The organism is Pseudomonadota bacterium (assembly GCA_039028935.1).
GTDB lineage: Bacteria > Pseudomonadota > Gammaproteobacteria > Steroidobacterales > SZUA-146 > SZUA-146.
In genome coordinates, this window is the sequence record JBCCHD010000014.1 from 19256 (window position 1) to 33330 (window position 14075).

General features: G+C 56.3%; 13 protein-coding genes and 1 riboswitch. Of the genes, 5 read left to right on the forward strand and 8 right to left on the reverse strand.

Translation table 11 applies throughout. From position 1 onward, the window contains the following. Window positions 1–5 precede the first annotated feature (5 nt). Window positions 6–761, reverse strand: coding sequence for a hypothetical protein (locus tag AAF465_08600; GenBank protein MEM7082780.1), 756 nt, complete (start codon window positions 759–761; stop codon window positions 6–8). A 15-nt stretch (window positions 762–776) separates the two neighbouring features. Then, window positions 777–1547: a hypothetical protein gene (locus tag AAF465_08605; protein ID MEM7082781.1), complete on the reverse strand. Its 771-nt coding sequence runs from the start codon at window positions 1545–1547 to the stop codon at window positions 777–779. 340 nt (window positions 1548–1887) lie between these two features. Here AAF465_08605 and rdgC point away from each other — a divergent pair, with 340 nt between their 5' ends. Next, complete coding sequence (gene rdgC, locus AAF465_08610; GenBank protein ID MEM7082782.1) at window positions 1888–2787, forward strand: recombination-associated protein RdgC; 900 nt, start codon at window positions 1888–1890, stop codon at window positions 2785–2787. On the opposite strand, the gene AAF465_08615 is transcribed toward rdgC, so the two are convergent. Further along, the gene (locus tag AAF465_08615) at window positions 2788–3324 is read right to left on the reverse strand and encodes an NlpC/P60 family protein (protein MEM7082783.1); all 537 of its coding nucleotides are present in this window, start codon (window positions 3322–3324) and stop codon (window positions 2788–2790) included. A gap of 147 nt (window positions 3325–3471) precedes the next feature. Next, window positions 3472–4305: a metal-dependent hydrolase gene (locus tag AAF465_08620; protein ID MEM7082784.1), complete on the reverse strand. Its 834-nt coding sequence runs from the start codon at window positions 4303–4305 to the stop codon at window positions 3472–3474. Window positions 4306–4385: 80 nt separating this feature from the next. On the opposite strand from AAF465_08620, the gene AAF465_08625 reads away from it, so the two are divergent. The 3 genes from AAF465_08625 (at window position 4386) to AAF465_08635 (ending at window position 9387) form a co-directional block, all read left to right on the forward strand. Continuing rightward, the gene (locus AAF465_08625) at window positions 4386–5018 is read left to right on the forward strand and encodes a helix-turn-helix domain-containing protein (protein MEM7082785.1); all 633 of its coding nucleotides are present in this window, start codon (window positions 4386–4388) and stop codon (window positions 5016–5018) included. A 630-nt stretch (window positions 5019–5648) separates the two neighbouring features. Then, the gene (locus tag AAF465_08630) at window positions 5649–6341 is read left to right on the forward strand and encodes a hypothetical protein (protein MEM7082786.1); all 693 of its coding nucleotides are present in this window, start codon (window positions 5649–5651) and stop codon (window positions 6339–6341) included. 31 nt (window positions 6342–6372) lie between these two features. Next, complete coding sequence (locus tag AAF465_08635; GenBank protein ID MEM7082787.1) at window positions 6373–9387, forward strand: TcfC E-set like domain-containing protein; 3015 nt, start codon at window positions 6373–6375, stop codon at window positions 9385–9387. 70 nt (window positions 9388–9457) lie between these two features. Here the strand turns inward: AAF465_08635 and AAF465_08640 are convergent, their stop codons facing one another. From AAF465_08640 to AAF465_08655, 4 genes are all read right to left on the reverse strand, one after another. Beyond that, entirely contained in the window at window positions 9458–9937 is a 480-nt protein-coding gene (locus AAF465_08640; GenBank protein ID MEM7082788.1) for a hypothetical protein, read from the reverse strand. 204 nt (window positions 9938–10141) lie between these two features. Further along, complete coding sequence (locus tag AAF465_08645; GenBank protein ID MEM7082789.1) at window positions 10142–10726, reverse strand: hypothetical protein; 585 nt, start codon at window positions 10724–10726, stop codon at window positions 10142–10144. 63 nt (window positions 10727–10789) lie between these two features. After that, a complete protein-coding gene (locus AAF465_08650) occupies window positions 10790–11326 on the reverse strand; it encodes a hypothetical protein (protein MEM7082790.1) in 537 nt (178 codons plus the stop codon). A 61-nt stretch (window positions 11327–11387) separates the two neighbouring features. Continuing rightward, a riboswitch (cyclic di-GMP riboswitch) is annotated at window positions 11388–11474 on the reverse strand. Window positions 11475–11809: 335 nt separating this feature from the next. Next, window positions 11810–12646, reverse strand: a complete 837-nt coding sequence (locus AAF465_08655) for a methylenetetrahydrofolate reductase (protein ID MEM7082791.1) — start codon at window positions 12644–12646, stop codon at window positions 11810–11812. Window positions 12647–12847: 201 nt separating this feature from the next. Here AAF465_08655 and AAF465_08660 point away from each other — a divergent pair, with 201 nt between their 5' ends. Beyond that, a complete protein-coding gene (locus AAF465_08660) occupies window positions 12848–14056 on the forward strand; it encodes a TIGR04063 family PEP-CTERM/XrtA system glycosyltransferase (protein MEM7082792.1) in 1209 nt (402 codons plus the stop codon). Window positions 14057–14075: the final 19 nt, after the last annotated feature.

The following is a 14075-nucleotide window of genomic DNA, read 5'->3' on the forward strand; positions in this document are numbered from 1 at the left end:
TTCGATCAGATAAAGAGGGAAGCGCCCTTAGCCACAAGCCGCTCAACCGCATCGCTCATCGCTCGCTCGCTCAGCTCACCGCGTCGGACGGATGAGGCACACAGATTTAGCGCCGCCGGCACGCGCTCGAGTCGACGACAAAACGCATCGAGAAACGGCCCTTTTCCTTGGTTGAGGTCGGTGATGACACGAGGACTCAGTACATTGGCGTTCTCAATGACCGGTAGCTGCACCAAATTATGCAGCGCGGTAAGCAGTTTGGGCCCTAGGAACTGATCAACATAGGGGCCTTCATGTCGATCGAGTAACCTCGAGCAACTCTCTGCGTAAAACGGCAAAAAGACATCGTCGCGGCAAAACGCCATAAACGCATTGTGCACTTTGGCATACACCTTTGGGGCGCCGCCGCGGGTCGTGCTGCCTTGAATCCAGATCTCTCGGCCGACCGCGCCACCGCGATCGGGCAGCTCAAGCGCGTCGTCAGCAATGACGAGCGTATCCGCATCGCACCATACGACACGATCCGCACCCGCCCGTCGATAGGCTAAGAGCGTTTGCAACCGGCCCAAGTCGCTGGCCACCACGCGTTGTTTGCGGGTACGTTCGCGCTGTTGAGCGCTTAAACCGTAAAACAGCGCATCGCCGAGCCATACGTATTCATAGCCACGAACTTGTGCCCAGTTTTTTACCGAGTCGATACACGCGTGCATCCATGCGTGCGGCAGCGGTTGCCGGTGGCTTTGAATCACAACCGTCCTCATAGCCAAGTCCGCGTGTTATTCGGGTAACGCGATCGTGCCGGTAATCGCCGAAAGGCGATCAGCGGACACAGCACTGTTCAAATACGGCTTGGTTTTGGCCAGACGATCAACACCGATCAGCGTTTCGAGTACGGACGTGGCAAGCGTGGAGTTTGCCGCACCTTTGGTCGCCACTTGCGGATCCATAAATACCTGGTAGGTCAACACAACTCCGGTCTCGTGTTTTTCGAGCAGCCAATAGCCTTCAAAATCAAGTACACGCACCCGCTTTCGTTCCAGCGACCGCGCCGCTTCCTCACCGGTCATCTGGATAAAGATCCGCTCGGGATCCGCCGAGTAGGTGATGCGCGAGCGCACCACGGTATCGCGATCTTTGAGCATCAGTGGTGAATCAATCACCGTGTAGTTGAGGCTCTCGGCAACCGTGTCGCTCGACATGACCTCGCCGAATTTACACTTATGCAGCCACTTCGGACAGGAAGCGACGTCTCGGAGAACAGCCAGCAGATCAAAAAGTCCGGCCGAGCTGGTGAGCGTGCCGCGTGTCACCTTAAATGCACTGTCGGCAACCGCTTTTTGTTTAACGACCGCACCGCTTTTGGTTTTGACCACCTGCCAGTCCTCTGCCCATGCATCAACGGGCCCGATACTCAGTACAAATATCACCAGCGCAGTGAATAAAAGCTGCCCGCTAACAGCATGATGGCGTCCGCCTTCGGACAGGGATAGCGGTTTCATACGCGCACTCCATGGATCGGCTTTTGGCAATGCCGTCAGTATAGTCACTATTGTCCTCCGACACGACGCGGTCGCAGTCGTTCCGAGACTCCTACGATGCGCTGGGGCTCGGCCCGCCAAAGACACGGGTCGGCCAGATGCCTCCCCTACCCCGCTTTTGGTCTTCGCCATGATCGGCTGTGCACTCCATATCCACGCCTGGCATGCGCGCGGGTGTGCCCATCGGTTCGCCATTGGCGAGCAGCGCCCCACCCACTGCAGAGACTCTGCCGGAAACCCTTGTTGTAGCAATTGATTTTTTTGACTGCCAAACACACTCGTTTTGGCCTTGATTTTGCGCTCTCCGGTACGGAGAATCGGTGCTCTTTTTTGCCAGCGCGAGTCTCTAATGTGGTTTAAAAATCTACGCGTCTACCGCCTGACGGGCTCCCTCGATTTGTCGGCCGAAGCGCTCAGCGAGCAGCTATCCAAAAACCGCTTTAAGCCGTGCGCCAAAATGGACTTTTCCCGTTTCGGCTGGGTGCCCCCGCTTGGCAAGCTCGGCGTTGACCTGGTGCATTCCGTGGGACACTACCGTCTGATCACCGCGCGCCGCCAGGAAAAAATATTGCCCGCGGCAGCAATCAATGAGTTGCTCGAGGACAAGGTGACGGTGTTTGAGGAACGTGAAGCGCGCAAAATATACCGCAAGGAAAAAACGCGTTTCAAAGAAGACATTCTTCACTCGTTGTTGCCGACGGCATTAACACGCTCAAGCTTCACGAACGCCTATTTTGACACCAAGAATCAACTGTTGGTCGTCGACACGGCCAGTCCGGGCAAGGCCGACGACTTTCTCGATTGTCTGCGCGCGGCGCTCGGCGAATTGCCGGTCGTCCCCCTCTCCTGCCACGGTGATGCGGCTGACATCATGACCCGATGGGTCAAACGACGGACACCAAAAGGATTCGAGCTCGATGATGAGTGTGAGCTCAAAAACAGTCGAGATGCCAAGAATATTGTTCGCTGCAAGCAGCAAGACATGGGCGGCGAAGAGATCAAACAGCACCTACTGGCCGGCAAGCGTGTCACGCAGCTAGCGCTCAGCTGGCGCAACGCTATTCGCTTCTTGTTGTCTGATGATTTTGTGATTAAACGCGTGAAGTTTGAAGACAGCGTAAGTGAAACCGAAAACGACACCGACGATGAAGCAGCGCGCTTCGATCAAGACTTTTCCGTCATGACCATCGAAGTGAGTCAGCTCCTCGAAGACCTACTTAGTGAGTTTGGTGGGGCAGCCAAAACGTAGTCATTCGCCGGTCACGCGGCGATAGCCGATTACCCGCGCCGACCAATAGCGATCGTCGAGACGCGAGATGGTCACCCCTCGACTGGTTGAGGCATGCATAAACTTTGCCCCGCCGAGCATTATCCCTACATGGTTGAGGGTCTCCCCCGTTTTAAAAAACACCAGATCACCCGCTTGCACCTGATTTCTTAATATTGAACGACCCGCTCGAAGCTGCAAAGAGGTCGTGCGCGGAAGCCGCACCCCCAGCGTGTTGCGTAAGGCCTGTTGTGTGAAGGCCGAGCAATCGATGCCATCGCGGCTAACGCCACCAAATCGATACGGTGTGCCACGCCAGTCCGTGTAATAGTCGTTGAGCAACGCGCTGACTGTTTTCGATGAGTTCGAGGACTCGACAGGCGCGCGAGGCGCCTGTTGTGGCGGGGCACTCACGGTCGGTGACGAACGATCCACAGGGCCCTCTTCCCATCGCATGGCGCCACAGGCGGATACGCCGATGACAAGTGCCACGGCGCCCACGCGTTTAAGCCGACGCATGTTGGCCAATGACGAATCGGAAGGGTTGGAATCGATCGCCTACTCCGTGTGTTTGGATCAAATGCGCTGCCGACCACCCGCCGGGGCTCGCCACCACAGACGGGCAATGGGTCAGGCATAGCGGTCAGGTCCTAAAGAGCCCTGTCTCTATAATGCCAGTCGTTCGGTGGTGGCCACAATCAATTCGCGATTATCATGTTCCCACGGATGAAAATCGTCCCGAAAAAACGCCGCGAACAGGTGTTTTTGCTGCGTGAGGAGTCCGCGCTTGCCAAACAAGAAACGCAAACCCTTGAACCAGTAGGCTAAGGGCTCCATCGGCCGACCCTCCGCGCGCTGCATTTTTCGCATGGTTCGCAGGGTGTTTTTAAAAAACCGGATCAGCACCACACGCATCGTCGTGCGTAACATGCGCCGGCTACCGCCAACGGCCTCATAGACATCAAACGCTACCGATTTGTGCTCGGTTTCCTCGAGCGCGTGCCATTGCCAAAGCGCGGCGAGCTCCGGATCCACTCCCTCGAGCCAACGCGCGTCGGTGAGCACACCGTGTGCAAACAACGCGGTGAAATGCTCCAGACAAACCGTGATCGCCAATTGCACCATTGGCGGTAGTGTTGATGACTGTTCGATGCGGGTAACGTAAATCGACTCGATATCGTCTTTGATGTAGCCACGAGCGTCACACAATGCGCGGTTGTAGCGCTCATGTTCTCGACGATGCATCGATTCTTGCTGCACAAAATGACGCACATCTTTGATCAGCTGCTCGTCTTTCAGCTGCGGCAAAAAATGCCGAACCGAATCAACGAAAAACTTTTCGCCACGAGGGAAAGACAGCGATAATGCATTGGCAAAGTCGGTGCGGAACGCATCGCCTGCGCACCAATTACCTCCCAAATGCGCGCCAAGTTCAAAGCGCACATCCCGCGGTTCAATGGCTACGTCCCTTGGGGTTTTACTCAGACTATCCGCGTGCATTGGGTGCCTCGTATCTGTCGCGAAATTTCGGTAGGGTTACTTCACAATGAGCATATCGCTACTGACAATAATGTCAATATATGACTAAACGTGTACGCCTTACGCCGGAAGTCGCCCGCGAGAACATATTGCAGGCGGCTGAGAAATGTCTTATCAATCATGGTGTTGACGGATTGCGCATGACGGCGGTGGCCGAAGAGGCCAACATCGTTCATTCGTCTATCCTGCATCATTTTGGCAGCGCCGAAGGGCTCAAACAGGCCCTCGGTAAGCGGTTGTCGATCAAGCTATTTGAAGAAGTGGCCCAAGCGTTGTCCAGCGCCGACCAAACCGACACGGTGTACAGCGTCGTTGAGCGAATTTTCGATGCGCTCGGTCCAAGCGGTCACGCCAATCTACTCGCCTGGCTGGTGATTGCTGGCCCGAAACGCGACAACCATCTCACGCGTATCAACGAAACCTATGGGCATCTGTTCGGCGATATGACGATTCTCGTGCAGCAAAATTTGTCGCGGATTCGCCAGCAGCCAGTGCGAAAACGCGAAGCGCGGTTTGTGGTCTACCACGTGCTGATCGCCGCCTGCGGACACGGCATTCTCGGCGACACGCTGCGACCGACGCTTGGCATGCATGAGCAGCGAAATGCCTATGTGAGATGGTTGTGCGATCGCATCGAACAGCGCGCTACGCTGCCGGGCGACAGTGATCAATAAAAAAACGGAGCAGGTTCGCTGCTCCGTTATAAGTCCGACATCCGTGTCAGGTCACTATCGGGTTGGTTGATCCGACTACATCCCCGTTTCGCACGTCGGACAGAATTACTTTTCTACCCGCCGACGAAATCGGGTTCACGCCCACATCGGATCGACACCGCCTCTCGGCGGTAAAAATAAAGTCGCAGGAAGATGGCGGCCGTATGCAACGCACACGCGCAACGAAGCGATCGCTTCAAACACTCGTCCCCCCAGACAATAGCGTTAAGACAAACGGTACGCCGACATGACGAACACGTCAAATACGGGGCGGCGTCTCCACGCCCAAAAAAAGATTATGTCAATTCGGCCGGTCTCGTCTGAACCGTGACACGCCAACGCTCGATCTGAATCACCACTGTTTGCCGCCTTGCGTAAGCGCACTGACCAGGCCTCAAAAGCGCCGCCAGCGTGCGGCGTCACAGCGTCTAATTGCGCCCCTCTAAATACACTTAAGGCTCTGATTAAGGACAAATTTGCCGGATTGAGAAAACGATCACACCCCGCCATCGGGGGAACCCCTAAACTGACGTTAAGTTAATGCCGCACCGACGTATCGGTGCATCGCCGCCACGCATAGCAGGACCAACAATGAACCGCACCGTAATCGTTTTATCGGCCATCGTTCTGATCGCCGCCACCGCGCCCACGTATGCTTCGATGATTGTGAGTAACTCAATCATTCACTTTGGACCCGACCAACCCAACCGTGAAGACATCGAAATCGAAAACCCGACCGACGAACCGATGTACATCAAAGTGTCACCGTCAATTGTGCACGCCCCGGGCACCGTCGAAGAATCGCGGGAAATCATTGCCAACCCAAAAACTGCCGGTCTTCTCGTATCGCCCAATAAATTGGTAATCCCGCCCGGCGGCCGCAAACTCGTACGCTTTGTGAATCTCAAGCCAAACGCCCAACGTGAACACGTTTACCGTGTCGCCATAACGCCAGTTGTGAACGAGGTTAAAGCGAATGCAACCGGCGTTAAAATCTTAATCGGTTATGAGGTACTGGTCCTCACACAGCCGGTTAATGCTCAGCCGGGCTTGATCGTGGAGCGCGACGGCAAGCGCCTCAGTGTGCGAAACGAAGGTAACACCAACGTGCTGATGCGCGAGGGCTACCAGTGTCCATTTGACACTCAAGACAAGGAACAATGTGAACCGCTGAGTGGAAAGCGTATCTACCCGGGCAACGAATGGGGTGTCGATCTGCCGCTGGATCGCCCGGTGGAGTATTTTCTAGCGGTCGGTCGAAAAAACTCTGTGGCGGTCTACTAGTCTGGTGTAACGGCAACACCGGCGAACGATCGTGGTGCCCACCGTATTGAGCTTGCGCGTCGCACCGATGGCGCGTGTCCTGCTGGTGGCCTTGTGCCTGCCACTTGCTCCACTGGCGACTGCGCAGCAATCCGAGTCGGTGAATACCGGCGCGACGCCAGTCACGCCCCTCGACCTCACGGCCGAAGCCGCTAAACCGGATGCGCCCAAAGCCGAGCCCGTCTTCACTCTCGGACCGATGCCTCTCCTGCCACCCCCATCGTGGGGCAAGGAAGACGACGAGTCGGTCAACGCTGATTCTGATGCCGCTCGACCCTCGCCCAGTGCGCCAACACCCAAGCCACCACGCGCGGTACGTGAATCGATAAAAGACGTTCCCGCAGCGGTAGAACAGGGCGATAGCGCCCCGACAACAACCGCCTTATCACCCGCGGTTGAACCGGCGGTGATACGACCACCTGTTGCCAACGACCCGCCCGTCGACACCCGCTCACAGGCGATTACCGTCGAAGATACGGAACCGACCGTTGACAACGCACAAGAACCGCTACCGACCTCAACACCAACGATCGAACTGGCACCGTCGCTGAAACCCACGAACCCAGGCAGCGAGTCGGACGCCACACTGTCCGCACCGGTGATCGACGCGCCGATTAAACCGTTTCGCGAACCGGTCATGGAACAAGTCGATGTAACCGCCAAGCGCTTACCGCCACCGACGCCCGCCGATATCGAGGACACTGGTTTTGAAGTGTCGAGCGCGCCGCCCCCCGGGTTTGAGGATTTAGCCGGCGCCCAAACCACTCTCGTGGACGTCATTTACGCTCAGCGGCTCATCGCGAGCGTGATGGCAACGTTCAACATGGGCACCCTGACGTTTGACGATCCACTCGAAGTCATTGCGGCGATACCCGATGCAAAAGAGGATCCGGCGCTGCTCAATGCACTGACTGGCCCACTCGACACCCATAGCGATCAGCTGTGCTACAGCGAATACGAAACCGACTGCGGAGTGATTGAGCCAGACATTGCGGCATTGATCGTTGACGAATCGCGCTATCGCGCTGAATTATTCATCCACCCCGATTATCTCGAAACACAGTTTCTCGCCGACAGCGATTATCTGCCGCGCTCCACCACCCGCTCGGCATCCGTACATGCGTTTTCACTCTCGGCGAATGGTGATCAAACCAACAATCTCATCAATCTTTCCGGCACGTCGCTATACTCGTATCGAGAGAGTCGAATCGAAGCGCAATACGATATCGATAACAACGGTTTTTCCCTTGAAGAACTTACCGTCAAGCACGATGCGCGAGACTGGGAATACGAAGCGGGTGCGTTCCGCTCGCGGATACAAAACACCACGTTTTTCGCCGAACAGACATTGGTGGGGGCTCGGGTCGCTTCGTCGCTTAATACGCGTACCGATCTGCAATATGCACAAGCCACACCCCTGTTCGCTTTTTTGAGTCAACGTGCACGGGTCGACATTCTGCGCGGTGACCAACTGCTCGATTCGCGATTCTATGCGGCGGGCAATCAACAGCTTGATACCTCACGTCTACCGGACGGCGCCTACAATTTGACTGTTCGCGTGGTGGACGAATCAGGTCAATACCAAGACACGCCCTACTACTTTACCCGTTCGTCAATGCTGCCCCCAATGGATCGACCGCTGTATTTTGCCGAAGCGGGCCAAATGACCCTGACACGGGGTGCCTTGCCAACACTAACCAGTGGACACTGGCTGCGCGCGGGCACGGCTCGGCGCCTGCGCGATAACTTCGGTTTCGAAACGTCCGTCAGTGCGATCGGCGACGCCACGCTCATTGAAGGCGGACTAATCTGGTTTCAGCCCGGGTTACAGCTTCAAACCACCGTGATGGCCGGCGACAGTACGGGAGTTGGTTTACGCGCCGTCTGGCAGCGGGATGATATCGCAGTGAGTGCCGACATACGCCGTATTAGTGGTGATCGCGCGATTATGGTCGATGAGATAGAAGTGCTGCCTCGCGCCTACACGCAAGCCAACCTATCGGCCAGCTTCCCATTTTTTGAGGGTCGCCTTTTGGCACAAAGTCGCTGGGATATGCGCGGCAGTCGAGATTTCAAATCGCTGGGGATCAACTACGCGCGGGAACTCCGCCGCTTTGCCCGTTCCTCACTGAGTGTAAGCGTAGACACCTCATTCAGTACCGACGACAGCATCATCCGCTTTGGCGTCGACTATCGCTTCCGCGAAAATGCGCGCAACGCAACGGTTCAGCCCCGGCTTCAATACACTAGCCGCGGCTCTACCGATGCCTTGCTCAACGCCCGTTACACACAAACGTTGCGCGACGATCCAAACGGCGTTTACCGTGCCAGCGCCTTTATTGACCGGGCGGTCGATCGCAGCGTATTGGGTGCGCGAATCAGTGGTGAAACGCCGCGCGGTGTCGGTGAATTCGAAGTGCAGCAGTCATTTGGCGGTGAGCAGCCGGGCGCATCCTACATTGCAAACGCGCGCTTTGGGCTGGTGTCGTCAGGCACACAAGTCGCCTTTGGCGGACGTCGCGCGAATGCTTCGTCGGTCATTATCGACATTGCCGGAGACGCTCCTGACGCTGTATTCGAAGTGATCGTGGACAAGCAGAGTCAAGGCTATGCTCGCAGTGGCTCACGAACCATCATTTCACTGCCGCCATACGAAACCTACGACATCCGTTTAGTTGCGCGCGGCGGGGACCTGGTGGAGATGGACGAAACCCAACACTCGGTGACGCTCTATCCTGGCAACGTCGAAACGCTCACATTCCGTATTCAGCGACAACTTGTGATTATCGGCAGAGCGGTGGATGAAGAAGGCAACCCCATTCCGCATCATGCATTCGCTGGCCTCCCCGGCTTTGCCTCCACCGACGAAAACGGTTGGTTTCAAATCGAGGTCACCAATACCGACGATCAACAGCTCAAGCGTGGTGACTCCACGTGTCGATTGTCACTGCCCGATTGGGACAAAAACGAAACGGTTGTTGTGCTGGATGAACTAGTTTGCCGGTAGGCTCGCCACCAGGCTGAACGAAAGAGCAATCGCTCGCACAATTAGAGGATGGCCCAACCCAACAGCGCGATTACTCGGGGGTGACCATTAATGTGAGCGTTGATCGATAGCTTCCAGCCGGTGCCTGCAGCAACGCATTGGCCGGAAGGATTACTCGAATTCGAGCGTTTGGACGGTTGCAAACGCCTTGAAAGTTGCCACGCGCGCGCAAGTCCATCAGGGGCTGGCCCGGTGTCAGATTACGAAAGCCTCGCGCGCGCCATCGATCCGTGTAGCGCACCCGATAAGGAATTCGATAGGGGCCGCTATGCAGCTCAAACGCTCCCCCGACCTCTTCACCGTATGCCAACACGCGGTACGGTCGCCGCTCATCTAAGGCGACGCAAAAGCGCATATCGGCACGCAGCCGACCACCCGTGGAAGACGCTGACCCAAAGTCGATGTCGCTCAGTTCATTGATCACAATGCGCTGCGCCGCCGTGTCCGGCGACGCCAGACAAAGACCAAGTGCCAACAGCGTTGGCGCTAAATACAGGCGCAGTGGGTTCATACTAAAGAGTGTAACCACGATTATGGTAAGCCGGTGTTAAAGCCGTCACAGAATCGACTGGCTGACGCCGTATGCCCTGGTAGCAGTGACGCACAGACATCGTAGAATATTTGGTCTTGGAAGCAGACTGGCGTCGTGATCCGAGGCTATTCGCCTTACCGAAAAACGCACCGGAAAAAAGAGTCAGTCAACGAGGAAGCGGACTTATTCGGGAATAAGAACAATTGTGAGCGTGCCGGTGTAGTTGCCGGCGGGCGCTGAATTCAGCTCCGTCGCCGGTATGGTCACCTCGATGTTTGCATTATTGACCGCGCAACCGAACACGACGTTTAGAAACTGCCAAAATCCGAAGCCGGTTTGATTGTTGAGCATCACGCCACCGGTCACGGGTGTACCACCAGCGCCGACCGCATCATTGAACGCAACATTATAGTAAAGAAGATCGGTACCATTAGATAGTGTGAAGGCGTTGACGTCAAAGGCATCGCCATCGCCATCGAGGCGCACGCGATAGATGCCTGTTCCAAACAGCCCCACGCCACTGCGACCAATACAGAGATTGTCGGATGCCGAAAGGTCGCCTGCTCCAGACCAAGTGCCGAAGTTAATGTCGTTGAGTCCGCTGACGCGCGCCACGAGGCCCGTGGTCACCACCACGTCAACGCTACCGGTAGAAATGCCAGGGGCGGTTGTGCCTTGCGTCGCTGCCTGCACCGTCGCTGGTAAAAGCAGACACAGTGTAACCAACGAAAGCGCGAGGCTACGCAATGGACGAAGTCGATTCGACATCAGGTGACGGGCACAACAGTGGTGCGCACCGAAATGCGCACCACGTCGGAGCGGATTCCCAGATTACTCGGGAGCAACCACCAGCGTCAGCGTACCCACATAGGTCGCTGCCGGCGCTGGCAAGAGGTCTGCGGCGGCCACAGTCACAGAAATTGTGGCGTTGTTACCGGTCGTCGCGCAGGTATCGGAACCTTGATCGGCACCGGTCATGCCCGAAGCCGTGACGCCTGTTGACAGGGCGGTTGGGCCCGAGCCATCGTTAAATTCGACCGAATAAGGAATCGGCGAAGCAATGACACCATCGGTTAAGGTAAAGGCGTTGGCCGCACCGTCACCAGAGGCAGTGATGTTGTAAAGGCCCGTACCGTTTCGATACACACACGCGTTTGATGAACCGGTCACATCGTTCGTGCCGTCAAACGAACCGGTGATATCGGTCAGGTTTGAGATGCGTACTTCATCGTCTACATCAACCGAGATGTCGAGCGTACCGGTCGAGTTACCGCCCACAGCACCCTGTGTAGCGGCGTAAACAGTCGGCGCTGACAACGCCATAACAGCACCAGCAATCACCAGGCCACGTACTTTCTTATCTAACATGCTTATTCACTCCTAAAGTTTTTGACCGCTTGGCCGATAACTATGATCGGGGTAGTGCGGCTTTGGTAATCCCGCCGTCGTAGGAATCACTTCCCTTAGACCGGTAACTTTGCGTCACTCCCTTTCAGAAGCTTTGCCCGTTCATTCGTCGCACGCAGGGTCAAGACTGAGCCTGGCCGGAGCGTTACTGCAGAAACGAAGTAAATAGTAGCGAAACAGATCCTGTTCAGTCGTGACCAGACTCTCATAACGTCTTGATCAATCGTGTCCCAGTTCACAGAATATTGATCGACCGACACCGATGTAGGCGTTAAGTAAAGTGCAGGCAATACAATGCAGCATGACGTAATACCGGACACGGCTTACATTATGCAAAACGACGACACCGACTTTGGGGCAGTCACGACAGGTTGCGCACGCGAACGTCGGACGATCACAGAGTGGGTTTGCGGTGCGCGTTCTCAGCGCTGGTCAAGCAGCGTATTACCAGCTACCGCGATCGACTAACCACGCGGATGCTTTTTTAGCACCACCAAATGGAAACACGTGGAGCTGCTTGATCGCAGAATTCGGTGTTTTGGCGCAGTGGGCATCAATGGGACCGGCAACAATCTCGGGGTCAAAGCCACTCACCAACGTTGTGACCGCTGCCGCGCGTTTTTTCAGAAACTGCAATGACGGCCCGACGCCACACATCACAGCAAATTTCACGAGTGTCGTCAGTTTGGCCGGTCCGGTCACCCCAAGATGCACCGGCAAATCGATACCGTTTGCGGCCAGTCCTTCCGCCCACTGAACAAACCGTTCCGCATCGAATCCAAACTGTGTAACGATTGTCAGCGCCGTATCGGTACGATTCTGAAAATCTTGCTTAAACTTGAGCGCCTCCATGGCCACTTCATCGGTAAAATCAGGCGACCCTTCGGGGTGTCCAGCGACGCCGATGTGCCGAATGCCGTAGTTGTCGATCAGACCCGTATCCAGTACATCCATGGTGGAGGCGAACTCGCCCGCCTCCTTCTCAAGACCGCCACCAATGATCAAGATATCTGTCGCACCGGCCTCGCCGCTCAACCGATTGAGTCTCAGCTCGAGCTCGGCTCTGTCTTTCATGCGACGAGCCGGAAAGTGGGGCACTGGTTCATACCCATGCTCACGCAGTTTTACGGCACTGTCGACCAACACATCGAGTGGGTCCACACCAACATCCGGCAAATACACGCGCGTGCCCGATGGAAACCACGTTTCAAGGTCGTCAGCCGCATTGATCTGTTTAGGCACAACTTCGATGGATGCGGGGAGTGGGCGATGCTCGGACATGGCGGTGATCTCGGGTAAAAAGGACTTCGTGAGGCTCGCGAATATAGCAACAAACGACCGCGCCAAATGACCGGAAGCGACATCGAGTCGGGCACAGAATCTCGGACGTCGCGTGCGCCAAACCGTGATCGCGTGCCCATTCGATCGACCGATCTATGGCAGAATAGCGCGAGTACGTGTAATGACACCAAGGGACATGCCGTGCGCATTTTGCATCTTCTCGACCACTCCTTGCCGCTTCACAGTGGCTACAGTTTTCGCACCCACAACATCCTGCGCGCCCAGCGAGCACGTGGCTGGACGACTGAGCAGCTCACCAGCACCAAACAGGATCGCGAGAAGAACACGCCGCACACCGTCGACGACGTGACCTATCATCGAAGTGATGAACGACCGGTGCTCAAGCGTCGACTGCCGGTGCTGCATCAGTTTGCGGTCACCGACGACCTCGCCGCAGCCGGCGCAAATTGGATGGAGTCATTCAACCCCGACATTATTCAGGCGCATTCACCCGCATTGAATGGTTTGGCCGGTATTCGACTTGCGCGCCAGTACAACAAGCCTCTGGTGTATGAGCTGCGCGCCTTTTGGGAAGACGCCGCTGTCGATCATGGCAGCACCACGGAGGGCAGCCTTCGATATCGTGCCACCCGCATGCTCGAAACGTATGTCGTCCGCAAGGCGGCGGCTGTCACCACCATTTGTGACGGCATACGACAAGACTTAATCGCACGGGGCATACATCCAGAGAAAATCACCGTGATCCCCAATGCCGTCAACATTGATAAGTTTGCGGTCAGCCAGGGCAAAGATTCGACGTTCGCCGAACAACTCGGTCTCGGAGGCGCGACCGTCATCGGCTTTATCGGTTCGTTTTATGCCTATGAGGGCCTTGATCTGCTCGTCGACGCCTTCCCCGCCATTGTCAAGGAGCATGCGAACGCGCGATTGTTGCTGGTTGGCGGTGGCTTTCAAGACGAAGCTCTGCGTGCACAGGTCGCACGCCTGAATCTAACTGATAAAGTCGTGTTTACCGGTCGTGTGCCGCACGAAGAGGTTAACCGCTACTACGACTTGATCGACGTGCTCGCCTACCCGCGCCATTCAATGCGCCTGACCGAACTGGTCACGCCGCTCAAACCGCTGGAATCGATGGCCCAGGGCCGGCTTCTCGTGGCTTCTGATGTCGGCGGGCACAAAGAGCTCATCGAAGAGGGCGTGACGGGCAGTCTGTTCAAGGCCGGCGATGCAACCGATCTTGCGCGTTCGGTGAATCATTTGTTGGCATCGCCCGACCAATGGCCATCACGCATTGCCGCCGGTCGTCGTTTTGTGGAGCAGGAGCGAAACTGGGACAAGAGCATCAGCCACTACGCGCCGGTGTTCGAATCGTTGCTGGCAAAACGCTAAGCCGAACGCTCGGCCCCCT

Excerpts from the sequence above, each read along its gene's own strand:
- AAF465_08600 (MEM7082780.1), bottom strand. The coding sequence starts at position 761 with ATGAGGACGGTTGTGATTCAAAGCCACCGGCAACCGCTGCCGCACGCA.
- rdgC (MEM7082782.1), top strand. The coding sequence starts at position 1,888 with ATGTGGTTTAAAAATCTACGCGTCTACCGCCTGACGGGCTCCCTCGAT.
- AAF465_08615 (MEM7082783.1), bottom strand. The coding sequence starts at position 3,324 with ATGCGTCGGCTTAAACGCGTGGGCGCCGTGGCACTTGTCATCGGCGTA.
- AAF465_08620 (MEM7082784.1), bottom strand. The coding sequence starts at position 4,305 with ATGCACGCGGATAGTCTGAGTAAAACCCCAAGGGACGTAGCCATTGAA.
- AAF465_08625 (MEM7082785.1), top strand. The coding sequence starts at position 4,386 with ATGACTAAACGTGTACGCCTTACGCCGGAAGTCGCCCGCGAGAACATA.
- AAF465_08630 (MEM7082786.1), top strand. The coding sequence starts at position 5,649 with ATGAACCGCACCGTAATCGTTTTATCGGCCATCGTTCTGATCGCCGCC.
- AAF465_08640 (MEM7082788.1), bottom strand. The coding sequence starts at position 9,937 with ATGAACCCACTGCGCCTGTATTTAGCGCCAACGCTGTTGGCACTTGGT.
- AAF465_08645 (MEM7082789.1), bottom strand. The coding sequence starts at position 10,726 with ATGTCGAATCGACTTCGTCCATTGCGTAGCCTCGCGCTTTCGTTGGTT.
- AAF465_08650 (MEM7082790.1), bottom strand. The coding sequence starts at position 11,326 with ATGTTAGATAAGAAAGTACGTGGCCTGGTGATTGCTGGTGCTGTTATG.
- AAF465_08655 (MEM7082791.1), bottom strand. The coding sequence starts at position 12,646 with ATGTCCGAGCATCGCCCACTCCCCGCATCCATCGAAGTTGTGCCTAAA.